Raw genomic sequence first — 23012 nt, forward strand, 5'->3', positions numbered from 1 at the left:
GCGGAGAGCGGGTGGGCCGCTGTCGTGTCGCTCTCTTCGGGCGTGCGTTGCGCCTGACGCCGGGTGGTGGGTCGGGGCCGTGTCGGGGGGTGTCCGTCCTCGGAACGTCGCGATGGGGTCGGATACCGACTCGCTGTTCGTTGACGCGACAACCGCTGCGGGCGGACACCCCCCGACACGGCCCCTTGCGTAGTCCGGCGGGTGCGGGCTCCCCCCGCTGCGGGCATGCGTGCCGCTAAGGGCGGCACGGGTGGGCGGTGGGGGTCCCCCCGCTCCGCCGGGCTGCGCACCACCCGCCCCCAGCGCCCACGCCGAGTACTCCGCATCCGGCTCAGACCCCTCGCCCCGGCCACCTCATGGCCGGATCCAGCCCCTGCTCTTCTCTCCGCCCCACCGTCGGCTTTCGGTCGCCCCCGAAACCCGCACGACCGGCCCACCCTCGTTCGCCCCCTCGGTCGCACGCGCCTCACCAGCAACGTCCTCCTGTCCGGCCCTCGACCCCGCCTCCCGGCCCCGCTCCGCCCCCGACCCGCTCGGTAAGAAATTCTTGTCCGAATCATTGACGCACCTTCAGCCCCTCCGTACCTTGTGCCAGCAAGCGCTTACTTGAAACGATTCATGCGAGCGGGACGATGCGCGGGGAGGTCCAACCGTGGTGAACGGCAGGAATGTTGAGAGACGTACGGTCCTGAAGGCGGCCGGGGCCACGGCGGCCACGCTGGGGCTGGCCGCGACGACCGGCTGCGGTGGTGACGGAGGGACCTCCGCCGACGGGACGGTGACGATTCGTTATGCGTGGTGGGGAGCGGAGGACCGCGCCCAGAGAATCAACAAGACCATCGCGCTCTTCGAGAAGAAGTACCCGAAGATCAAGGTCAAGACGGACTTCCAGCCCTATCTCGACTTCTGGAAGAAGTTCAACACCCAGGCCTCCGGTGGAAATCCGCCGGACGTCTTCCAGAATGCCATCGGCTTCCTCCGCAAATACGACGCGAAGAACGTGCTGCTCGATCTCAGCGAGCAGGCCAAGGCGGGCAACCTCCGGATGGAGGGATTCCGGGCCGGTCTGGAGAAGTTCGGCGAGATCGACGGCAAGCTCCTGGGCGTTCCGGTCGGTTCCAACTCGATGTCTCTGGTCATAGACAAGCCCGTCTACACCCGGGCCGGCGTCAAGCCCGAGCAGGGCTGGACCTGGGACGAATTCGACGCGGCGATGAAGAAGATCCGCGACAAGACGGGCCGCGCCGGGGACAGCGGCTTGTACGGCGTCATGTACCTCTACGACCTGTACCTGCGTCAGAACGGCAAGGCGTTCTTCACCGAGGACGGACTCGGCTTCACCGAGGCGGACCTGACGGACTGGTGGACGAAGGCCAAGAAGGGCGTGGAGGAGGGCATCTACGCCGATGCCAAGAAGGTCGTCCAGAACAAGCCCAAGTCGGCGGTCGCCGCCGAGCTGGCCGGAGGCGAGTTCACCTGGGACAACTTCACCGTCCGCTACACCAGCGAGGGCAAGAGCGAGTACGGCCTGGCTCCCATCCCGACCACGGACGGCAAGAAGACCGGCCAGTACCTCGGCTCGCTCATGCTGAGCGCCTCCAAGCGCACCCAGCACCCCAAGGAGGTCGCGCAGTTCATCGACTTCATGGTGCACGACCCCGAGGTCGCCAAGATCATGGGCTACGACCGCGGTGTGCCGGCGACGCAGACGCAGTACGACGCCTACAAGCCGACCGACGAGGTCAACAAGGCGATCGCCGCCTACGAGGAGTCCCTCGTCGAGGCCGGTGTGCTGGAGCCCATCACCCCGCACCCGAACGGCGCGGACATCTGCGAGTCCGCGTTCCTGCGCATCGCCGAGGAACTCGCCCTGGGCAAGAGGTCGGTGGACGAGGCCGTCAAGCAGTTCTTCACCGAGTCGAAGACGGCTCTCGGCACCTGATGGGAACCACCGTGACACACGCCCCTGCGATGGAGGGCCTGTCCCAGGACTCCGAGCCGCGGCACGGTCCGGTGAAGCCCGAGCGCCCCGCCGCCCTCAAGCGGCGGCGGCGTCGGGAGAACCTGGCCGGCTATCTCTTCATGTCCCCGTGGATCGCCGGGTTCCTGCTGCTCACCGCGGGCCCGATGGTCGCCTCGCTCTACTTCGCGTTCACCGACTACAACCTGTTCGACGCGCCCAAGTGGATCGGCCTCGACAACTTCTCCGAGATGTTCGGCGACCCGCGCTGGCGCCACTCGGTGCAGGTCACGCTCTGGTACGTCGTCGTCGGCACGCCGCTCAAGCTGATCGCGGCCCTCGGGGTGGCGCTGCTCCTCGCCCAGAGCCGGCGCGGGCAGGCCTTCTACCGGGCCGCCTTCTACGCGCCGTCGCTGATCGGGGCGAGCGTCTCCATCGCGATCGTCTGGAAGGCCATCTTCTCGGACGACGCGATCGTCGACCGTACGCAGAAGATCTTCGGCGTGGATGTCGGCGGCTGGACCGGCGACCCCGACATGATCATCTACAGTCTGGTGGCGCTCACCGTCTGGCAGTTCGGTGCCCCCATGGTCATCTTCCTGGCCGGCCTCAAGCAGGTCCCGCGTGAGCTGTACGAGGCGGCCGAGGTCGACGGGGCAGGGAAGATGCGGCGGTTCTGGAACATCACCCTGCCGATGATCTCCCCGGTGCTCTTCTTCAACGTCCTGCTGGAGACGATCCACTCGTTCCAGATCTTCAGCTCGGCGTACATCGTCGGCGGCGGCGCCGGCGGCAACGCCTGCGGACCGGCCGACGGCTCGATGGTCTACACCTGCTACCTCTATGTCCAGGGCTTCGAGAACAGCCGGATGGGTCTGGCCTCCGCCATGGCCTGGATGCTGCTCGTCGCGGTCGCCCTGGTGACGGCGGTGCTGTTCTGGTCCCAGAAGCGCTGGGTGCACTACGAGGAGGGCGCGTGATGAGCTCCGCCGGTCTCTCGACTTCGCGTCACAAACTGCCCGGTTCCGCCGCCTGGCACATCGCGTCCCTGCTGATCCTCGCGGTGATCCTCTACCCGGTGATCTGGGTCATCGGCGGGTCGTTCAAGAAGAGCGAGGACGTCGTCGGCAGCCTGGACCTCTTCCCGGGCGATCCGATCACCTCGAACTACACGCGGCTCAGCGAGGGCATCGCGGACATCTCCATCTCCACGTTCTTCCTCAACTCGCTCATGCTCGCGCTGGGTTCCGTGGTCGGGATCCTGCTGTCCTGCTCGCTGACGGCGTACGCCTTCGCGAAGATCAGGTTCGCGGGCCGCAACCTGCTGTTCACGCTGATGATCGGCACGCTCCTGCTGCCCTATCACGTGCTGCTCATCCCGCAGTACGTGCTGTTCCGCAACATGGAGATGATCAATACCTACACCCCGCTGCTGCTGGGGAAGTACCTGGCGACGGAGGCGTTCTTCGTCTTCCTGATGATGCAGTTCATGCGGAACCTGCCCAGGGAGCTGGACGAGGCCGCCCGGCTCGACGGGTGCGGGCACCTGCGGATCTACTGGTCGATTGTGCTGCCGCTGTGCCGGCCCGCTCTGATCACCAGTGCCATCTTCACGTTCATCAACGCCTGGAACGATTTCATGGGGCCGCTGATCTACCTCAACGAGCCCGACAAGTACACGGTCTCGCTGGGGCTGAAGATGTTCGTGGACCAGGAGGGCGTGGCCGACTACGGCGGCATGATCGCCATGTCGCTCGTCGCGCTGCTGCCGGTCCTCGCCTTCTTCCTGGCCTTCCAGCGGTATCTGATCGACGGCATGGCCACGTCGGGTCTGAAGGGCTGAGGCGGGCATGGCCGGGACCCGAGTGAAGGCACGGGGCGAGTCGGTGCTCGCCGAGCGGTTCGCCGTGTTCGCCGAGTGTCTGCTGACCGGGGTGTGGATCGCGGTGGCCTCGCTGGGCGTCGTGACGTATCCGGCCGCGTTCGCCGCGGGTGCGCGGCATCTGCGGCGTCGTACCGCGCACGAGGGCGGTGGCTGGCGGGAGTTCGCAGGGGACTTCCGTAAGGCGGTGCGCGGCGGGTGGCTCGCCGGGCTCGCCGGATGGGCCGCGGTGGCCGCGGTCTGGGTGGACGTCCAGGCCTCCCGGGCGGGGATTCCCGGCGGGCCGCTCGTCGGGGCCGTCGGGGTCGTCGCGCTGATCGCCTTCGTCGTGGCGGGGCTGCGGGCGGCGGCGGTCTGGGAGCCGGACGCCCGGTGGCGGACTCTGTTCGCGCAGGCCTGGCGCCGGACGGTTCTCGACCCTGCCGGGTCCTTCCTGATCATCGCCGGGCTGGCCGTGGTGGCCCTGTCCGCCTGGTTCGTCGCGCCGCTGGCGGTCCCGGTCCTCGGGGCCGTCGCGGCGGCGGCCGTCGCCGTGGAGGAGCGGTACCGGCACCGCTGACCGGCGGTGTCCGTCCCCCTCCGCTCGGCCGGCGCCCCGGGCGCCGCGCCGCATCTCGCACTGTCATGCCCCTGACCGGCTCAGCGCACGGATTTGCTTCCCCGCACGGACAAGGAAAGGCAGCATCTCTATGTCTCCCATCCCCCGCAGGTCCCTCCTCAAGGCGGCCGCCGTCGCCGGAGCCGCCGCCCAGTTCAGCTGGGCCTTGGGGGCGCAGAACGCGCAGGCCGCCCCCGGAGCCGAGCCCGCCGACGCCGACCCGGTCACGCTCGACTGGCTGGAGGACGGCGGCCTCGGCGCGGCCCCCGGCTCCACCGTCGGCGTCCCGTGGCCAAAGGGCGCCTACGAGAAGGACCAGACCTTCGCGCTCACGGACGCGGACGGCAAGGCCGTTCCCGTGCAGTCCTGGCCGATCGCCTACTGGCCCGACGGCTCCCTCAAGTGGACCGCGCACGCGGTCGGTTCGGGCAACGGCAAGCTCACTCTCGCCGCCGGCACCCCCGCCGCCCCCGAGAAGAAGGTCATCGTCGACAAGAGCGGCGGCACCATCGACATCTCGACCGGTGTCATCACCGCGAAGATCGGCAAGTCCGGGTCCACGATCGTCAAGTCGGTCACGCGGGGCTCGACGGAGATCGCGAAGAACGGCCGGCTCGTGCTGATCCGCCAGCCCGAGATCGAGGACGAGGACCAGGGAGCGGTCAGGACCGAGCGCTTCGACGGCGCCATTTCCAAGGTCGAGGTCGAGCAGTCTGGTCCGGTCCGCGCCGTCGTCCGGATCGACGGCAAGCACCGCAAGGGCGGCCGCAGCTGGCTGCCGTTCTCGATCCGTCTCTACTTCTACGCGGGTGCCGACTCCTTCCGCATGGTCCACACCCTCACCTTCGACGGCACGCAGGAGCCCGCGAAGGCGAGCGGCGACTTCATCCGCGGACTCGGCGTGCGCTTCCAGGTGCCGATGCGGGACAAGGCGTACGACCGTCACATCCGCATCGGCGGCGACGGCACCGGCCTGCTGCGCGAGGCCGTCAAGGGCATCACCGGACTGCGCCGCGACCCGGGGGCAGCGGTGCGTACGGCCCAGTTCGAGGGCAAGAAGCTGCCCGACCCGGCCACCTGGGACCAGCGGGTCACCACCCGTCTCCAGTACATCCCCGAGTGGGGCGACTACACCCTCTCCCAGCTCTCCGCCGACGGCTTCACAGTCCGGAAGCGGACGAAGAAGGGCCACGGCTGGATCGGGGCGGGCGGCGGCAGGCGCGCCAGCGGCTTCGGGTACGTCGGCGGCGCGAGCGGCGGATTCGCCTTCGGTCTGCGGGACTTCTGGGAGAAGTTCCCCGCCCAGCTCGACATCCGCGACGCCCAGACCGACACGGCCGAAGTCACCCTCTGGCTCTGGTCGCCCGAGGCGCAGCCCATGGACCTGCGCTTCTACCACGACGGCATGGGCCAGGACACCTACCCCGAGCAGCTCGAAGGCCTCAACATCACCTACGAGGACTACGAGCCCGGGTTCGGCACCCCCTACGGCATCGCCCGCACCAGCGAACTCCTCTTCTGGGCCCATGACTCCACGCCGAACGCCGAGGCCATGGCCCGGCAGGTGGAGGCCGTACGCACGCCGCCGCAGCTCGCCGCCCCGCCCCAGCAGCTCATCAAGGCCGGCGTCTTCGGCAAGCTGTTCTCCGCCCCGGACCGCTCCACCGCCGCCAAGGCGAAGATCGAGGACCATCTCGACTTCCTCTTCACCTACTACAAGGACCAGGTGGAGCAGCGCCGCTGGTACGGCTTCTGGGACTACGGCGACATCATGCACAGCTACGACCCGAGCCGTCACCAGTGGTGCTACGACGTCGGCGGCTACGCCTGGGACAACTCCGAGCTCTCGCCCGACCTGTGGCTCTGGTTCGCCTACATGCGCTCGGGCCGCGCCGACATCTTCCGCTTCGCCGAGGCCATGACCCGGCACACCGGCGAGGTCGACGTCTACCACCTCGGCAAGTGGGCGGGCCTCGGCACCCGGCACGGTGTCCAGCACTACGCCGACAGCGCCAAGCAGCAGCGCATCGCCAACACCACCTATCGCCGCTACTACTACTTCCTCACGGCGGACGAACGCGTCGGCGACCTCATGCACGCCAACGTCGACTCCGACGAGACCTTCCTCGTCCTCGACCCCATCCGCAAGATCCGCACCGAGCCGTACACCCCCGACCGCAACGCCCTGTCCATCGGCTTCGGCACCGACTGGAGCGGCCTGGTCTCGGCCTGGCTCACCGAGTGGGAGCGGCGCGGCCCCAAGTGGGAGAAGGCCAAGGCCAGGGTCCTGTCCACGATGGAGACCATCGCCGCCCAGCCCAACGGCTTCGTCCAGGGCAACGCGCTGTACGACCTGGACACCGGGAAGTTCGCCGTGGCCGAGGAGGCCAAGGTCGGCGTCTCGCACCTGTCGGCCATGTTCGGCCTGGTCGAGCTGTGCGCCGAGCTGATCGACCAGATCGACATGCCGAAGTTCAAGGAGGCGTGGCTCGACTACTGCCGCTACTTCAACGCCACCAAGGCCGAGCAGAAGGCCCGCTACGGCTCCGACTTCGGTTCCCTGCTGCTCTTCCAGGGCCACTCCCGGCAGGACGCCTACGCCGCCGTCCAGGCGGGCGACGACAAGCTGGCCGCCCGGGCGTGGCGGCAGTTCTACAACAGCGCCGACACCTGGGACTACAAGGAGTCCACCGACTGGTCCACGAAGAAGATCGAGGGCCCGGCCGGCCTCGTCCCCGGCAGCGAGGCGGCCTGGGTGTCCACCAACGCCACGGCGCTGTACGGCCTGGCGGCGATCCAGAACCTGGCCCTGGTGGGCGACAAGATGCCTTAGCCGGGGGCTAGTTCATCCTGCCCAGAACCTCCCGCACCCGCCGGACGTCCCTGATCCGCTGCTCGTACGTCGCCCCGAGCGCGAGCAGCAGGAGTCCGGCGAGGGCGGGAGGCGCCCAGCGGGGGAGTGCGCCCGTCACCTGGACGACGTACGGGGCGAGTTCGTGCAGTGTGACCAGGGCCAGCACCGAGCCACCGAGCACCAGCGGCGCCTGGAGGTGGTGCCGGGCTCCCAGCAGGGTGACCAGCAGTGCCGCCGTGCCCAGCAGCAGCGGCCGCGTCCAGTGCGGGTCGCCCCAGGCCGCGACGAGGCTCGGCAGGAGGGTGGCGGCGAGTCCGGGGCCGTACGCCGTCCAGGAGGACGCTCCCGGATCGCGGCGCCGGCGCAGGCCGCCGACGAGCAGTGCGGGCACGGTCACGGGGAGCGTGTAGGCCTCGGGTGTGCCGACGTCCCAGGCGGCGAGGCGTACCCAGGCGGACAGCACGAACAGGGCCGTGGCCGCGTAGCCGACGGGACGGCGGCCGGGACGCAGCGCGGTGCCCGCGGCGATCACTCCGCACAGAGCCAGTACCAGGGCGAGCAGCGGCGGATCGGTGACGGCGAGACCGACGGCGAGCAGGCCGGTGGCGGCTCCCGCGATCTCGACCGGCGGAGTCGCCCGGTGCTCACCGAGACGCGCCGCGAGCAGCGCCGCGGCCACGGGGACGGCCAGGACCAACAGGGCGGTTCCAGCGGCCGGCCAGTCCGCGGCGGCACCGGTGGCCGAGGCCAGGGCGGCGGCGTATCCGAGGGCGGCCGGAGCCGTGACGGGGGCGACGCTCGTCTGCCATGAGGCCGCGGCGAACAGCGCCACCAGCACGGACAGCACGACGAGGGTCGCGGTCTGGGAGGCGAGAGCGGTCAGGGCGAGACTGGCGGAGGTGACCAGGGCGAGCACGAGAGCCGTGAGCCGCGCGGCCGGCACCGCGTCCCGGCGCACGTACAGCGTGGCCGCCGTCATGACCCCGAGGGCCGACATGCCCGCGAGGTACGGAATCCCGAGCACCGGCGGAAGAGTCAGCGCCGTCGCCCAGAGCAGGCCCAGTGCGCCGAGCCGCGCCCGCGCACGCCAGGGCTCCGTGCGGATCGCCAGGGCGAGAACGGCCGCGACGGCGACCAGCACGACGGGCGCCGCCGCTGAGTCCGGAGGCCAGGGCGCCTCGACGGTCACCGCGGTACGGGCGTCCGAAGGAGCGCCGCTCCACACCCGGCCCGCCCAGCCGGCCGGTCCCAGCAGCGCCACGGTGACGACGGGCAGGGTCCACAGCAGAGCCAGCGCCTGTACGGCACCGGAGGCCCAGGCGAACCCGTGCCGTATCGAGTCGGGCAGCCGCCCGGCCCACACCGCCGCCAACAGGGCGATCCCGCACACCAGCTGGGCCGGAACCGCCCACATGTCCGGCAGTACGGAGCGGGCCACTCCGCCCGGAGCGCCGACAGTGAGCAGCCCCGAGGCGATCGCGAGACCGAGAGAGTGCCGTGGGCCCGGTCCCCGCCAGGCCGCGACCAGCGCGATGGCCGCCGCGAGCAGGAGAAGCCCCCCGGCTCGGGCGGCGGCGCCCGGATCGTCCGCCGCCAGCCACAGCCAGCTGGCGGCCAGGACGCCCCAGCCGCCCATGCCGTACGCACCGACGACAGCGGCGATCCGAACGGAACCGGTCGCCACCCGCAGCGCCACCACCACATCGAGCGAGGCGGTCACCAGCAGCGCGGCCGTGATCAGGTACGGACCCGCGTCGGCGGCCAGGGCCCACAGCAGCAGTGGGAACTGGGCCGCTGTCAGGGCGGAGGGCAGGGACAGCCGCAGTGCGGCCGTCGCCGGCAGCAGGCCGTACGCCGCCCAGATCGCCGCGAGCACCGCCGACGCGGCCGCCGCGTACCCGGTCCCGTCAGTCCCGGTGAGGGCGGCCTCGTGCAGCGCGTACGCGTCCAGGACGGTCAGGGCGAGCCCGAGTCCCGCCACGGACTCGGCCGTCGACCGGAGCCCCCGCTTCAGCAGGAGCGCGGGCCCGGCGAGCGCGGCCAGCGTCACCGCGCCGAGCACCAGCGCCCGCCCGGAGATTCCCATATGACCCCAGCTGACCAGCGTGAACACCGCGGCCGCGAGCGTGAGCAGCACACCGCCGAGAACCAGGAGGACGTTCTGCACGCTGGGCGCGGCGGTCTCCGGGCGGGGCGGTGCCGTGGGTGCCCAGGCCACCGGCAGCGGCTGTTGGGCCCGTTGCAGGACCGAGACCAGCCAGGCGCGACGGGTCAGCAACTGGGCCCTGCGGGCGTCCAGTTGCCGGAGTTCGGCATCGAGGAGCCGCAACTCCTCGGCCGGGGGCGGAAGGTGCGTCATGCCTGGGAGTGTGGTCCGCGTCACCTCGCACGGCATGAGTGCGGATACTCAGGCGCGTACTCAGACAAGCCCCCACCAGGAGTGGGCACACTGCGGTCATGGACTGGAACCACTACCGCTTCCGCAGTCTGTGGCCCCTGACCGCGCCGCCCGACGCCGTCTACGAGGCGCTCGGCCGAGCCGAGGACTACCCCCGCTGGTGGCGCCAGGTCCGGCAGGTGACCCGGCTCGACGAGACCACCGGCGTGATCCGGATCCGCTCCGTCCTGCCGTACGACATGACCCTCACGGCACGGGAGGTGCGGCGCGACCCCGCGGCCGGCGTGCTGACGACCGCCCTGTCCGGGGACGTCGAGGGCTGGGCGCGCTGGACGGTCACACCGCTCGGGCCGGGCAGTCTCGCGCGGTACGACCAGGTCGTGAGCGTGACCAAGCCGCTGCTGAGAAGGCTCGCCGTACCGGGACGCCCCGTCTTCCGCGCCAACCACGCGCTGATGATGCGGTCCGGGCGGCGCGGACTCGTCAGGCACCTCGAAGCGGTTTGAAGGAAACGTGCCGGGGCCTGTATTGTTCAGTGCGTTCCCGGGCGATTAGCTCAGTGGGAGAGCACTTCGTTCACACCGAAGGGGTCACTGGTTCGAACCCAGTATCGCCCACCGGAAACAGCCGGTCCGTCTCAGACGGACCGGTTTTTTCATGCCCGGACGCCCCGGGCCAGGTGCTCAGGCCGCCGCCGGCAGTTCCGGACGCAGGGGCCAGGCCGGGTCGACCGACTCCTCGACACCGCTGCGCGCGAACCACGCCTGGAGGCCCCGGGCCTGGGCCGCGTGCCACACCGCCTGCAGCGTGTGCAGCTCACCGGGGGCGAGCCGCTCCAGCCGGGACGCGAACCGGTGGCCAACCGCCCGGGTGACCTCCAGTGCCGCCACGGCGTCGGCCGCCGCATCGTGCGCGCCCTCCAGCGTGACGCCGTAGTGCGCGCACAGGTCGGTCAGTGTGCGGCGGCCCTTGCGGTAGCGGTCCAGGTGCTTGTCCAGGACCCTCGGGTCGAGCACGAGCAGCGGCGCCGGCTCGAACCAGCGGTCCAGGGCGGAGGCGCGATGGCGGCGCAACTCCCGGTCCAGCAAGGTCAGATCGAACGGCGCGTTCATCACCACGACCGGGCGGCCGGCGTGCGCCTGCTCGGCCAGCAGCTCCGCTATCTCGTACATCACCGGCGCCGGCCACCTGCCGTTGCGCTGCAGGTGTTCCTCCGTCAGCCCGTGCACCGCCGTCGCCTCGGCGGGCACCGGAACCCCCGGGTTCACCAGCCAGCGGCTGACCCGCGGCCGGACGCCCGGGGCGTCCTGGACGACGACGGCGGCCGACACGATCCGGTCGGTCTCGACGTCCACGCCCGTCGTCTCCGTGTCGAAGGCGGCCAGCGCCCCCTCGTACCAGCACGTCGTCATAGCCACACAACCCCTCGTTCACCTTCGGCAGTTGACGCACCGTCCGCTGCCCGATCCGGTGATACCCGGGCTGTTTGCGTACTACGCCGGAAGGAGACAACAGGAGTACGGGTTGTTGCAGTTCAGCGGCCCGCCACGGGGACTCACTTGTTCTGGAAGGCTGTTGGCCATGGCCATTGCGCAGCCCGAACGGGGCGGGCTGCTGCCCGAGCGCACGGCTCCCTCCCGCGGCACCCTCGCCACCACCGCCTGCATGGAGACACTGCAGGTCGGCTATCTGCACGCCGTCGCGGCGGCCGCCGGCTGCTCGCTGTCCCAGCCGTTTCCGGACAACGGCATCGACTGGCACGTCAGCCACAGCGCCCCCGGGCACACGGTCGACGACGAGGTCACCATCAAGGTGCAGCTCAAGGCCACCTACCAGGTGCCGCCCGACCCGCCGGGCCGCACCTTCTCCTTCACGCTCGACAACGCCCACCTGGCGAAACTCGCCCGCACACCCGTGTCGGTGCACAAGATCCTGGTGGTGATGCTGGTGCCGCGCTCCCAGGACGACTGGCTGCGCGCCGGCCACGACCGGCTCGACCTCAGGCACTGCTGCTACTGGACGAACCTGGCCGGCCAGCCCATCACCGGCCGCACCCGCACCACTGTGCGCATACCGACCGCACGCATCTTCGACGACCGGGCCCTGTGCGAGATCATGACGCGGGTCGGGACGGGAGGGAAACCGTGACGCACCGCCCGACCGAGGAGCCACTGAGGGCCGTGCGGCCCCACCCCGTCGACTCCTGGAGCGGCCCCCCGCCCGCGCCGAGCGACGTCGACCCGGCCGTGCTGAGCGCCCTGCTGCGCCGGCACGGCTGGCTGCGGCGCGGCGGCGCCCCCGGACGCTACGGCCGCTGGACCCCGCCCGGCCCCGGCACCAGCGGCACGAGCCTGTTGGTGCCGGAGACCCGCGCCTTCCCCGACAGCGACGACCTGCTCGGCGAGGCCCTGCTCGCCCTGTCCCGCAGCGGCTCGCCCTCCGCCCGCGAGGTCCTCGTCTCCCTCGCCGTGCCCAGTGACGAGGTCCGCTGGTGGCACGACGTCCCCGCCGGGCCCGCCGGTGCGGCGTCCTGGATCGTCGAGGACCGGCTGCGCACCGCGGCCCGCCGGATGCTGCTCGCGGCGGCACTCGCCGCACGCGCGCGTGCCGGCTATCACGGCGCCCGCCACCGCCGCTCCGCCGCCGCGTCCCTGGAGAACGTCCTCGTCGGCTCCGCCGCCGACGGCCGGCTCACCGCCTTCGTGCCCGTCGCCGGGGGCCGGCCCGTGGCCGTACGCCTCCACCAGGCGCTGTACGCCGCCCGCGAGGCCATCGACTACCAGCGCGCCACGGGCGGCATGGACGCCTTCGACGCCGCGGTCGAGGCAGGAGTGAGCCATGAGCTCACCGAGGCCCTCGTCGCGCTGGTCCGGGGCACGGAGGGCGCCCGGATCGCCGTCGCGTGGGCCCCGGCGGCCGGGGTGCCCGAGGGCTGCGCGTCCGCCGCCGAGCCCGTCGAGTTCTCGCCCGGCGACCTGCCGGTCCTGCGCGAGGCGGGCGCCCGCTATCTGCGCGAGGAACCCGCCGTGCCGGTGCGCATCACCGGAGCCGTGGTGCGGCTGCGCAGGTCCGGGCCGCGTGGCGAGGGCAGCGTACGGCTGCGGGTCCTGGCCGGGGCCGAGATCCCGAACGTCCGGATCACCCTCGACGAGGAGGGCTACCGGATCGCCGGGCACGCCCACCTCGTCGGACTGCCGGTGCGGGTGCAGGGACGGCTGGAGAGCCGGGGCGGCTTCCGGCGCCTCACCGGCGCCCACGGCGTCGTCCCGGTGCAGGTCGACGACGCCGAACGGGACCAGCTGATGAAGGCGCTGCAGGAGAACGCCGGGATGGCGGCCTTCTTCGAGGAGGCCTGTGGAGGGGAGCGAGAGGACTGCGGGGACTGATTTCGCGGTCGGCGGCCCGGGGTCGGTACGATCCATACTCGTGCGCGCTCCCGTATGGCGCCGCAGCCCCACCTTCAGTCAGGAGAGACCGGTGTCAGACGTCCGTGTGATCATCCAGCGCGATTCCGAGCGGGAAGAACGCGTGGTGACGACGGGCGCTACGGCCGCCGAGCTCTTCGCCGGCGAGCGCTCGATCATCGCCGCGCGCGTGGCCGGCGAGCTCAGGGACCTGTCGTACGCCCTGTCCGAGGGCGACGAGGTCGAGGGCGTCGAGATCTCCTCCGAGGACGGCCTGAACATCCTGCGCCACTCCGCCGCGCACGTCATGGCGCAGGCCGTGCAGGAGCTCTTCCCCGAGGCCAAGCTCGGCATCGGCCCGCCCGTCAAGGACGGCTTCTACTACGACTTCGACGTCGAGAAGCCGTTCACGCCCGAGGATCTCAAGGCCATCGAGAAGAAGATGCAGGAGATCCAGAAGCGGGGGCAGCGCTTCTCCCGTCGCGTGGTGACCGACGAGGCCGCCCGCGAGGAGCTGGCCGACGAGCCGTACAAGCTGGAGCTGATCGGCCTCAAGGGCTCCGCCTCCTCCGACGACGGCGCGGACGTCGAGGTCGGCGCAGGCGAGCTGACGATCTACGACAACCTGGACGCCAAGACCGGTGACCTGTGCTGGAAGGACCTCTGCCGAGGCCCCCACCTGCCCACCACCCGCAACATCCCGGCGTTCAAGCTGATGCGCAACGCGGCCGCCTACTGGCGCGGCAGCGAGAAGAACCCCATGCTCCAGCGCATCTACGGCACCGCCTGGCCCACCAAGGACGAGCTGAAGGCGCACCTGGAGTTCCTCGCCGAGGCCGAGAAGCGCGACCACCGCAAGCTCGGCAGCGAGCTGGACCTGTTCTCCGTCCCGGAGCAGATCGGCTCCGGCCTCGCCGTCTTCCACCCCAAGGGCGGCATCATCCGCCGGGTCATGGAGGACTACTCGCGGCGCCGCCACGAGGAAGAGGGCTACGAGTTCGTCTACACCCCGCACGCCACCAAGGGGAAGCTCTTCGAGACCTCGGGCCACCTGGACTGGTACGCCGACGGCATGTACCCGCCCATGCAGCTCGACGAGGGCGTGGACTACTACCTCAAGCCCATGAACTGCCCGATGCACAACCTGATCTTCGACGCGCGCGGTCGCTCGTACCGTGAACTGCCGCTGCGCCTCTTCGAGTTCGGGACCGTGTACCGCTACGAGAAGTCGGGCGTCGTGCACGGCCTGACCCGGGCCCGCGGCTTCACCCAGGACGACGCGCACATCTACTGCACCCGCGAGCAGATGTCGGAGGAGCTCGACAAGACGCTCACCTTCGTCCTCGGCCTGCTGCGCGACTACGGCCTGACCGACTTCTACCTGGAGCTCTCCACCAAGGACCCGGAGAAGTTCGTCGGCTCCGACGAGGCCTGGGAGGAGGCCACGGAGACGCTGCGCCAGGTCGCCGAGAAGCAGGGCCTGCCCCTCGTGCCCGACCCGGGCGGCGCCGCCTTCTACGGCCCGAAGATCTCCGTCCAGACCAAGGACGCCATCGGCCGCACCTGGCAGATGTCGACGATCCAGCTCGACTTCAACCTGCCGGAGCGCTTCGACCTGGAGTACACCGGCGCGGACGGCGCCAAGCAGCGCCCCGTCATGATCCACCGCGCGCTGTTCGGCTCCATCGAGCGCTTCTTCGCGGTGCTCCTGGAGCACTACGCGGGCGCCTTCCCGGCGTGGCTGGCCCCGGTCCAGGCGGTCGGCATCCCGATCGGCGACGCGCACGTCGAGTACCTGGAGAAGTTCGCGGCGGCGGCCAAGAGGAAGGGCCTGCGCGTCGAGGTCGACTCCTCCTCCGACCGGATGCAGAAGAAGATCCGCAACGCCCAGAAGCAGAAGGTGCCCTTCATGGTCATCGCGGGCGACGAGGACATGTCCCACGAGTCCGTGTCCTTCCGCTACCGCGACGGCTCGCAGGAGAACGGCATCCCCTTCGACGAGGCCATCGCCAAGATCCAGAAGGTCGTCGAGGAGCGGGCGCAGGTCTGATCACACGGCGTACGGGCCCCCGGTGAGATCCCGGGGGCCTTTGCCGTCCCCCCAGCTCGACGCCATATGCTGCACTGCATGACGAGTGAGCCGGAGCAGCAGCTGGGAGTGGGGACGCAGGACGCGTTCCAGCGTCTGTGGACGCCCCATCGGATGGCCTACATCCAGGGCGAGAACAAGCCGACCGGCCCGGGCTCGGGCGACGGCTGCCCCTTCTGCTCGATCCCGGCCAAGTCCGACGAGGACGGCCTGGTCGTCATGCGCGGCGAGCAGGTCTACGCGGTGCTCAACCTGTACCCGTACAACGGCGGGCACCTGATGACGGTGCCCTACCGGCACGTCGCCGACTACACGGACCTCACAGCGGGGGAGACCGCCGAACTCGGCGAACTCACCAAGCAGGCGATGACGGCCCTGCGCACGGCCTCCGGCGCGCACGGCTTCAACATCGGCATGAACCAGGGCACGGTGGCGGGCGCGGGCATCGCGGCGCACCTCCACCAGCACATCGTGCCCCGCTGGGGCGGGGACACGAACTTCATGCCGGTGGTGGGACATACAAGGGTGCTGCCGCAGCTGCTGGCGGACACGAGGAAGATGCTGGCGGAGGCTTGGCCGACGAGCTGAGTCCGGCGGGGGCCGGCACTTCCCAGCCCGTCCGGCGATTGAGCACGAGGCCGTTCAGGCCGACGGGGGTCTGGGGGCGCAGCCCCAGGGGACACCAGCCCCACCCGCCCGCGGGTGAACGGCACGACCGCCGGAGGCCTACGCGTCGTAAACGTCGGCCTTCTTCGGCGAAGCCTCCTGCACAGCCCCACTCAGCGCCGCCGACCTCGACCCGAACTTCTCCACATCCACCCCGTTCTCCCGCAGCACCTTCAGTGCCGCCGCATGCACCACACGCAGCACAGGCGTAGCCGCCCGCAACGCGTCGTCGGCCATGAAGCGGTGCCGCCACGGCTGGTCGGCCCACGCATGCCGCAGACCGAACGGCTCCGGAAGCGTCAGACTGCCGCCGAGCCAGTTCAGCAGCGGCGGGTACCACGTCAGCGGGGCGCGCGCGGCCAGCCGTACCACTTCGTCGGCGTCGATCAGGGGGAGCTTCACGGTGCGGGTCTCCCAGAATCGGAGAGCCTTCTGCACCGCCTTCTCCTTGGCCGCCGGCTTCTCGTTGAACAGGGGGTTGACCGGCCCCAGGGCGTGACCCGTGACCTCGATGCGCAGGGTGTCGTGCAGCACGGTCACCGTGATCAGCATCGTGATCACCAAGTGGCCGTCCCAGAGGGTCCACTGCACGCCGAGATAGTGCCGGTCGCCGCTGCCGAACTGCTGCTTGTTGCAGATGTCCTGTATCGCGTGCGTCCGGACCGTGTACGCGTCGACGTCCGTGCCGCTCGGCCGGGACACCTCCGTCGCCTTCTCGCCGATCGGCGTGACGATCCAGTGCGTGATGGACGGCTTGGGGAAGCCGCCGGTGTTGATGGACGTGCGCTCCAGCATGCCCAGGCCGCCCTGGATCGCCACGATGACGTCCCAGCTGCGGAAGGGGTGGAACTCCTTGTCCGGGTCGGCGGAGACCAGCTCCTCGGCCAGCTGCCAGCTACCCCACCGCGTGCCCATGCCGAGTATGCCCTTGGGGCCCGCGTAGAAGACCGAGTTGGACCGCTGCTCGGCGCCGAGGCGGGCCAGCTCCTTGCGCACCTGCTCGGCCGCGTCGCCCGGGTTGCCCGGGACGGCTTCGGGGATCTTGGCGCCCACGCCGCCGCCCGACAACAGACTCGACCAGCGCTCCCGCAGGTCACGGGCGGTCCGCTCGCAGATCTGCTTGGCCCAGAACCAGCCGACGACGGGCATGATGATCGCCGCGCGCCCGTACAGGGCCCAGAATCCCGTGAAGGGCATCTTGATCAGGAACAGCACGGCCAGCGCGCCCACCGCGACCAGCAGGGTCGTGGCGAGGGCACCGGCGCGCTTGTCCTCGCGCTTGGCCATGGTGGTGCGCAGCGTGAACACCAGCAGCCACACGAGGAAGCCCGGCAGGAAGAGCACCCCGCACAGGACCGTGACCGCCGAGAGCCAGTTGTCGCGGTCGCGGCGGATGCGGTGGGCCGCCAGACAGTGCTCCACGACGACCTGGGGTTCGATGCCGAAGGACTGGATGACCGGCGCGCGCCCGGCACCCAGCATCCGGTCGATGATGGCGCGGGAGAAGGCCTCGCCGAACCTGGGACGGAAGATCTTCGCCCAGGGACGCGGCGGTTTCACCTTCGACTGGTGCCACTCGTTGTCGGCCTTCAGGATCTTGGCGACCTCGTCGTCCCGGTACGCCGCCGCGGCCAGTGCGTAGGTCGCCGCAGTCTGCCCAGCCGAACCCGCCAGAGGCACCTGGGCCCCCGGGCTGAAGTCGAATCCGTCTGTCACTGCCGCCCCCATCGCTGCCGCATCCGCATCTGCGGCCTTCCCGACTTCCGCGCTCCGCACACCTGTTGATCAGGTCATCAGCGTATCCGCACGCACCGACATCCGTCGGCGGGCGGCTGTCAAGCCGCCCGCCGGTGCGGAGGGAAGCCCTCACGAGGGCCACTTGGTGGCGCCGGGCGCGAACTACGAGGCCTTGCGCTCCTCTTCGCGCACCCGGTCCGCGACCTGCTGCGGCATCGGCTCGTGCCGCGCGTACCGACGGCTGAACCCCGCTGTGCCGTGTGCCATCGACCGCAGGTCGATCGCGTACCGGCCGATCTCGATCTCGGGCACCTCCGCCCGGATCAGGGTGCGCCCGCCGGGTGTCTGCTCGGTGCCGAGCACCCGGCCGCGCCGCCCCGACAGGTCGCTCATCACGGCGCCCACGAAGTCGTCGCCGACCAGCACCGACACCTCGGCCACCGGCTCCAGCAGATGGATCTTCGCGTCGGCCGCGGCCTCCCGCAGCGCGAGCGCCCCGGCCGTCTGGAAGGCGGCGTCGGAGGAGTCCACCGAGTGCGCCTTGCCGTCCAGGAGGGTCACCCGTACGTCGATGAGCGGGTATCCGGCCGCTACTCCCTTGGCCGCCTGGGCCCGTACGCCCTTCTCCACCGACGGGATGAACTGCCGTGGCACCGCGCCGCCGACGACCTTGTCCACGAACTCGATGCCGGAGCCGCCCGGCAGCGGCTCGACCTCGATCTCGCAGATGGCGAACTGCCCGTGCCCGCCGGACTGCTTGACGTGCCGGCCGCGTCCGCCCGACGGGGCCGCGAAGGTCTCACGCAGGGACACCTTGTGCGGCACCACGTCGACCTGGACGCCGTACCGGCTGCGCAGCCGCTCCAGGGCCACGTCGGCGTGCGCCTCGCCCAGGCACCACAGGACCACCTGGTGGGTGTCCTGGTTCTGTTCGAGCCGCATCGTCGGGTCCTCGGCCACCAGCCGGGCCAGGCCCTGCGAGAGCTTGTCCTCGTCCGGCTTGCTGTGTGCCTGGATGGCCAGCGGCAGCAGCGGGTCGGGCATCTGCCACGGCTCCATGAGCAGCGGGTCGTCCTTGGCGGACAGGGTGTCGCCGGTCTCGGCGCGGCTCAGCTTGGCCACGCACGCCAGGTCGCCCGCGATGACGTGCGACACCGGGCGCTGCTGCTTGCCGAACGGCGTGGACAGGGCGCCGATCCGCTCGTCGACGTCGTGGTCCTCGTGCCCGCGGTCGGACAGACCGTGCCCGGAGACGTGGACCGTCTGGTCGGCGCGCAGGGTGCCGGAGAACAGGCGGATCAGTGACAGCCGGCCGACGTACGGGTCGGAGGAGGTCTTCACGACCTCCGCGACCAGCGGCGCGTCCGGGTCGCAGGGCTTGAGCTCGCGCGGCTTGCCGTCGATCGTGGTCACCCGCACCGTCTCGTGCTCCAGCGGCGTCGGGAAGCCCCGCGTGATCAGCTCCAGCACCTCCACCGTGCCGAGCCCCTGCCGACCGCCGTCGGACGCCGGGGCGGCGGCCAGTACGGGGAAGAAGACCCCGCGCGCGACGGCCCGCTCCAGGTCCTCGATCAGCGTCCCGACGTCGACCTGTTCCCCGCCGAGGTAGCGGTCCATGAGGGTCTCGTCCTCGCTCTCCGAGATGATCCCCTCGATCAGCCGGTTGCGGGCCTCCTCGATCAGCGGCAGCTCGTTTTCGCCCGGCTCCGACTCCTTGCGCTCCCCGGTCGAGTAGTCGAACAGTTTCTGCGACAGCAGCCCGATCAGGCCGGTCACGGGCGCGTGCCCGTCGGGCGCCTGCGGGCCGTGCAGCGGCAGGTAGAGCGGCAGGACAGCGTCGGGGTCGTCCGCGCCGAAGGCCTCCGCGCAGCTCCGCGTCATCTCCTCGAAGTCTGCGCGCGCCGCCTCCAGGTGCGTGACGACGATGGCCCGGGGCATGCCCACGGCCGCGCACTCCTCCCACACCATGCGGGTCGAGCCGTCCACGCCGTCCGAGGCCGAGACGACGAAGAGGGCCGCGTCCGCCGCTCGCAGACCGGCCCTGAGCTCACCGACGAAGTCGGCGTATCCGGGGGTGTCGAGAACGTTGACCTTGATGCCGTCCCACTCGACGGGCACCAGGGAGAGCTGTACCGAGCGCTGCTGCCGGTGCTCGATCTCGTCGTAGTCGGAGACGGTGCCGCCGTCCTCCACACGGCCCGCCCGGTTCACCGCCCCCGCTGTGAGCGCGAGGGCTTCCACCAAGGTGGTCTTGCCCGATCCGGAGTGGCCGACCAGCACCACATTCCGTACGGACTGAGGGTGGTCGGCCGCTCGTGCCCTGCCGGCGGCCCCAGGGTGTGTCTGTCCTTTGTCGCCCATGATCCTGCCTCCCGTGCACGGTGAGGTCACTGTGGGCGCGGACACGCGGGATCCGCGTGCACGGCGGCTCCGGCGACGCCCGCGGTTATTCGAGCTTTCCACTCCCGTCACGGTGCGTCCATACGAGGGACGCGATCGCGCCGCCCACCAGCGGCGCTCCGGATCCACCGAAGGGGTCCGGGTGCCCGCCCCTCGGCCACGCGCGCGCGTGGCTACGATGGGCCAGCCGGTGGCCAGCAGGGGCCATGCGGCGACACCGACCCTCGGGAAGGCCATGCTGAACAAGTACGCGCGTGCATTCTTCACGCGTGTCCTCACACCGTTCGCCGCGTTTCTCATCCGGCTGGGCGTCAGCCCCGACGCCGTCACGCTGATCGGCACCGCCGGTGTGGTCGCGGGCGCGCTGGTCTTCTACCCCATGGGCGAGCTCTTCTGGGGCACGGTCGTGATCACACTCTTCGTGTTCTCCGACCTCGTCGACGGCAACATGGCCCGCCAGCTCGGCCGCTCCAGCCGCTGGGGCGCCTTCCTGGACTCCACGCTCGACCGGGTCGCCGACGCCGCGATCTTCGGAGGCTTCATCCTCTGGTACGCCGGGGGCGGCGACGACCTCGTCCTGTGCGCCGTCTCGATCTTCTGTCTGGCCAGCGGTCAGGTGGTGTCGTACACCAAGGCCCGTGGGGAGTCGATCGGTCTGCCGGTCGCCGTCAACGGGCTCGTCGAGCGGGCCGAGCGGCTGGTGATCTCGCTGGTCGCCGCCGGGCTCGCGGGCCTGCACGCGTTCGGTGTGCCCGGCATCCAGTACCTGCTGCCCGTCGCCCTGTGGATCGTCGCCGTGGGCAGTCTCGTCACGCTGATCCAGCGGGTCGTCACGGTCCGCCGGGAGTCCGCCGAGGCCGAGGCGGAGGCGCGGGACAATGAGGGCGAGCAGCACAACGCCTCTCACGGGAGCGAGGCGGCCACGTGAGCGCACAGGACCGGGTGACGGACGCGCTGTACGGCCTCGGCTGGAGCACCGTCAGGAAGCTCCCCGAGCCGGTCGCCGTACGGCTCGGACAGACCATCGCCGACCTCGCGTGGAAGCAGCGCGGCAAGGGCGTCCAGCGCCTGGAGAGCAACTACGCGCGCGTGGTGCCCGATGCCGGCCCCGAGCGGCTGGCCGAGCTCTCCCGCGCGGGCATGCGCTCCTACCTGCGCTACTGGATGGAGTCCTTCCGGCTCCCCGCCTGGAGCAAGGAGCGGATCAAGGGCGGTTTCGACCCCAAGGACATCCACTACCTCACCGAGGGCATGGCGGCCGGCAAGGGCGTGATACTCGCCCTGCCGCACCTGGGCAACTGGGACCTCGCCGGCGCCTGGGTCACCACCGAGCTGGGCATCCCGTTCACGACCGTCGCCGAGCGCCTGAAGCCGGAGACGCTGTACGACCGTTTCGTCGCCTATCGCGAGAGCCTCGGCATGGAGGTCCTGCCGCACAGCGGCGGCACCGCATTCGGCACCCTGGCCCGGCGGCTGCGCGACGGCGGCCTGGTCTGCCTGGTCGCCGACCGCGACCTCTCCGCCTCCGGTGTCGAGGTCGACTTCTTCGGCGACACCGCCCGGATGCCGGCCGGACCGGCCCTGCTCGCCCAGCAGACGGGCGCGCTGCTGCTCCCCGTCACCCTCTGGTACGACGACTCGCCCGTGATGCGGGGCCGCGTCCACCCGCCCGTCGAGGTGCCCGAGTCAGGCACGCGCGCCGAGAGGACGTCCGTGATGACACAGGCGCTGGCCGACGCCTTCGCCTCGGGGATCGCCGACCATCCGGAGGACTGGCACATGCTGCAGCGCCTGTGGCTCGCGGACCTCGATCCAGTGAAGGGATCCACGTGAGGATCGGCATCGTCTGCCCGTACTCCTGGGACGTACCGGGCGGCGTCCAGTTCCATATCCGCGACCTGGCCGAATACTTCATCCGCCTCGGCCACGAGGTGTCCGTCCTCGCCCCGGCGGACGACGACACCCCGCTGCCGCCGTACGTCGTCTCCGCCGGGCGCGCTGTGCCGGTGCCGTACAACGGCTCGGTGGCCCGGCTGAACTTCGGCTTCCTCTCGGCGGCCCGGGTCCGCCGGTGGCTGCACGACGGCGCGTTCGACGTGATCCACATCCACGAGCCGACCTCGCCCTCGCTGGGCCTGCTGACCTGCTGGGCGGCGCAGGGCCCGATCGTCGCCACGTTCCACACGTCCAACCCGCGCTCCCGGGCCATGATCGCCGCTTACTCGATCCTCCAGGCCGCCCTGGAGAAGATCAGCGCCCGGATCGCGGTGAGCGAGTACGCCCGGCGCACGCTGGTGGAGCATCTCGGCGGCGACGCGGTCGTGATCCCCAACGGCGTCGACGTCGACTTCTTCGCCGAGGCCGAGCCCAAGGCCGAGTGGCAGGGCGACACCATCGGCTTCATCGGACGCATCGACGAGCCCCGCAAGGGCTTGCCGGTCCTCATGAAGGCCCTGCCGAAGATCCTGGCCGCCCGTCCGCAGACCCGGCTCCTGGTCGCGGGGCGCGGCGACGAGGTGGAGGCGGTGGAGACCCTCCCGGCCGAGCTGCGCTCCCGCGTCGAGTTTCTCGGCATGGTCAGCGACGAGGACAAGGCGCGCTTCCTGCGCAGCGTCGACCTGTACGTCGCGCCCAACACCGGCGGCGAGAGCTTCGGCATCATCCTGGTCGAGGCCATGTCCGCCGGCGCCCCCGTCCTCGCCTCCGACCTGGACGCCTTCGCGCAGGTCCTGGACCGGGGAGCGGTCGGGGAGCTGTTCCCGAACGAGGACGCCGACGCCCTCGCCGACGCGGCCGTCCGGCTGCTGGACGACCCGGACCGGCTCGCGGAGCTGCGCGAGCGGGGCAGCGCCCATGTGCGGCGCTTCGACTGGTCGACCGTCGGCGCGGACATCCTGTCCGTCTACGAGACGGTGACGGCGGGTGCGGCGGCGGTGGCGGAGGACGACAGGGTGACGGGGTTTCGGGCCAGGCTGGGGTTTGCCCGGGACTGAGGCGCGGGTGCGGGTGCGTTTCGAGTCAATT

17 protein-coding genes and 1 tRNA gene are annotated in these 23012 nt (G+C 70.8%); 14 read left to right on the plus strand and 4 right to left on the minus strand.

Annotated elements, in window-relative coordinates; genetic code table 11:
• Nucleotides 1-652: 652 nt before the first annotated feature.
• The 5 genes from ACFZBT_RS35720 (at nucleotide 653) to ACFZBT_RS35740 (ending at nucleotide 7273) form a co-directional block, all read left to right on the plus strand.
• Nucleotides 653-1942 carry an extracellular solute-binding protein gene (locus tag ACFZBT_RS35720; protein ID WP_391112944.1) on the plus strand — a complete coding sequence of 430 codons (1290 nt, stop codon included), beginning with the start codon at nucleotides 653-655 and terminating at the stop codon, nucleotides 1940-1942.
• The gene (locus tag ACFZBT_RS35725) at nucleotides 1942-2940 is read left to right on the plus strand and encodes an ABC transporter permease subunit (protein ID WP_391112947.1); all 999 of its coding nucleotides are present in this window, start codon (nucleotides 1942-1944) and stop codon (nucleotides 2938-2940) included. Before ACFZBT_RS35720 ends, ACFZBT_RS35725 begins: the two co-directional genes overlap by 1 nt.
• Nucleotides 2940-3803, plus strand: a complete 864-nt coding sequence (locus ACFZBT_RS35730) for an ABC transporter permease subunit (RefSeq protein ID WP_391112950.1) — start codon at nucleotides 2940-2942, stop codon at nucleotides 3801-3803. The genes ACFZBT_RS35725 and ACFZBT_RS35730 overlap by 1 nt, the downstream gene beginning before the upstream one ends.
• A 7-nt stretch (nucleotides 3804-3810) precedes the next feature.
• Entirely contained in the window at nucleotides 3811-4401 is a 591-nt protein-coding gene (locus ACFZBT_RS35735) for a hypothetical protein (RefSeq protein WP_391112953.1), read from the plus strand.
• A gap of 130 nt (nucleotides 4402-4531) precedes the next feature.
• Nucleotides 4532-7273 (plus strand): Tat pathway signal sequence domain protein, encoded by a 2742-nt coding sequence (locus tag ACFZBT_RS35740; RefSeq protein ID WP_391112956.1) that lies wholly within the window; start codon nucleotides 4532-4534, stop codon nucleotides 7271-7273.
• A gap of 7 nt (nucleotides 7274-7280) precedes the next feature.
• On the opposite strand, the gene ACFZBT_RS35745 is transcribed toward ACFZBT_RS35740, so the two are convergent.
• Complete coding sequence (locus ACFZBT_RS35745; RefSeq protein WP_391112959.1) at nucleotides 7281-9653, minus strand: SCO7613 C-terminal domain-containing membrane protein; 2373 nt, start codon at nucleotides 9651-9653, stop codon at nucleotides 7281-7283.
• A gap of 98 nt (nucleotides 9654-9751) precedes the next feature.
• Between ACFZBT_RS35745 and ACFZBT_RS35750 the strand changes: the two genes are divergently transcribed.
• Both ACFZBT_RS35750 and ACFZBT_RS35755 read left to right on the plus strand, forming a co-directional pair.
• Nucleotides 9752-10198: an SRPBCC family protein gene (locus ACFZBT_RS35750; protein WP_391112962.1), complete on the plus strand. Its 447-nt coding sequence runs from the start codon at nucleotides 9752-9754 to the stop codon at nucleotides 10196-10198.
• A gap of 39 nt (nucleotides 10199-10237) precedes the next feature.
• Nucleotides 10238-10309, plus strand: a tRNA-Val gene (locus ACFZBT_RS35755).
• A gap of 66 nt (nucleotides 10310-10375) precedes the next feature.
• Here the strand turns inward: ACFZBT_RS35755 and ACFZBT_RS35760 are convergent.
• Nucleotides 10376-11104 (minus strand): exonuclease domain-containing protein, encoded by a 729-nt coding sequence (locus ACFZBT_RS35760; protein WP_391113096.1) that lies wholly within the window; start codon nucleotides 11102-11104, stop codon nucleotides 10376-10378.
• 169 nt (nucleotides 11105-11273) lie between these two features.
• Between ACFZBT_RS35760 and ACFZBT_RS35765 the strand changes: the two genes are divergently transcribed.
• From ACFZBT_RS35765 to ACFZBT_RS35780, 4 genes are all read left to right on the plus strand, one after another.
• Nucleotides 11274-11840, plus strand: a complete 567-nt coding sequence (locus ACFZBT_RS35765) for a DUF4365 domain-containing protein (RefSeq protein ID WP_391112966.1) — start codon at nucleotides 11274-11276, stop codon at nucleotides 11838-11840.
• Nucleotides 11837-13078 carry a hypothetical protein gene (locus ACFZBT_RS35770; RefSeq protein WP_391112968.1) on the plus strand — a complete coding sequence of 414 codons (1242 nt, stop codon included), beginning with the start codon at nucleotides 11837-11839 and terminating at the stop codon, nucleotides 13076-13078. Before ACFZBT_RS35765 ends, ACFZBT_RS35770 begins: the two co-directional genes overlap by 4 nt.
• Nucleotides 13079-13169: 91 nt before the next feature.
• Nucleotides 13170-15146 carry a threonine--tRNA ligase gene (gene thrS / locus ACFZBT_RS35775; RefSeq protein WP_391112971.1) on the plus strand — a complete coding sequence of 659 codons (1977 nt, stop codon included), beginning with the start codon at nucleotides 13170-13172 and terminating at the stop codon, nucleotides 15144-15146.
• 66 nt (nucleotides 15147-15212) lie between these two features.
• On the plus strand, nucleotides 15213-15773 hold the full coding sequence (locus ACFZBT_RS35780) for an HIT domain-containing protein (RefSeq protein WP_391112974.1): 561 nt from the start codon (nucleotides 15213-15215) through the stop codon (nucleotides 15771-15773).
• 138 nt (nucleotides 15774-15911) lie between these two features.
• Here the strand turns inward: ACFZBT_RS35780 and ACFZBT_RS35785 are convergent, their stop codons facing one another.
• Together ACFZBT_RS35785 and ACFZBT_RS35790 are read right to left on the minus strand one after the other, a co-directional pair.
• Nucleotides 15912-17579, minus strand: coding sequence for a hypothetical protein (locus ACFZBT_RS35785; protein WP_391112977.1), 1668 nt, complete (start codon nucleotides 17577-17579; stop codon nucleotides 15912-15914).
• Between the two features lie 171 nt (nucleotides 17580-17750).
• The gene (locus ACFZBT_RS35790) at nucleotides 17751-19949 is read right to left on the minus strand and encodes an elongation factor G-like protein EF-G2 (protein ID WP_391112980.1); all 2199 of its coding nucleotides are present in this window, start codon (nucleotides 19947-19949) and stop codon (nucleotides 17751-17753) included.
• A 217-nt stretch (nucleotides 19950-20166) separates the two neighbouring features.
• Here ACFZBT_RS35790 and pgsA point away from each other — a divergent pair, with 217 nt between their 5' ends.
• From pgsA to ACFZBT_RS35805, 3 genes are read left to right on the plus strand one after another with little or no spacing between them, the layout of a single operon-like run.
• Nucleotides 20167-20916 (plus strand): phosphatidylinositol phosphate synthase, encoded by a 750-nt coding sequence (gene pgsA, locus ACFZBT_RS35795; RefSeq protein ID WP_391112983.1) that lies wholly within the window; start codon nucleotides 20167-20169, stop codon nucleotides 20914-20916.
• Entirely contained in the window at nucleotides 20913-21821 is a 909-nt protein-coding gene (locus ACFZBT_RS35800) for a phosphatidylinositol mannoside acyltransferase (protein WP_391112986.1), read from the plus strand. Before pgsA ends, ACFZBT_RS35800 begins: the two co-directional genes overlap by 4 nt.
• A complete protein-coding gene (locus ACFZBT_RS35805; RefSeq protein ID WP_391112989.1) occupies nucleotides 21818-22981 on the plus strand; it encodes a glycosyltransferase in 1164 nt (387 codons plus the stop codon). Before ACFZBT_RS35800 ends, ACFZBT_RS35805 begins: the two co-directional genes overlap by 4 nt.
• The last annotated feature ends 31 nt before the right edge of the window (nucleotides 22982-23012 follow it).

The sequence above is a fragment of the Streptomyces sp. NPDC008137 genome (assembly GCF_042957035.1).
Classification (GTDB): domain Bacteria; phylum Actinomycetota; class Actinomycetes; order Streptomycetales; family Streptomycetaceae; genus Streptomyces.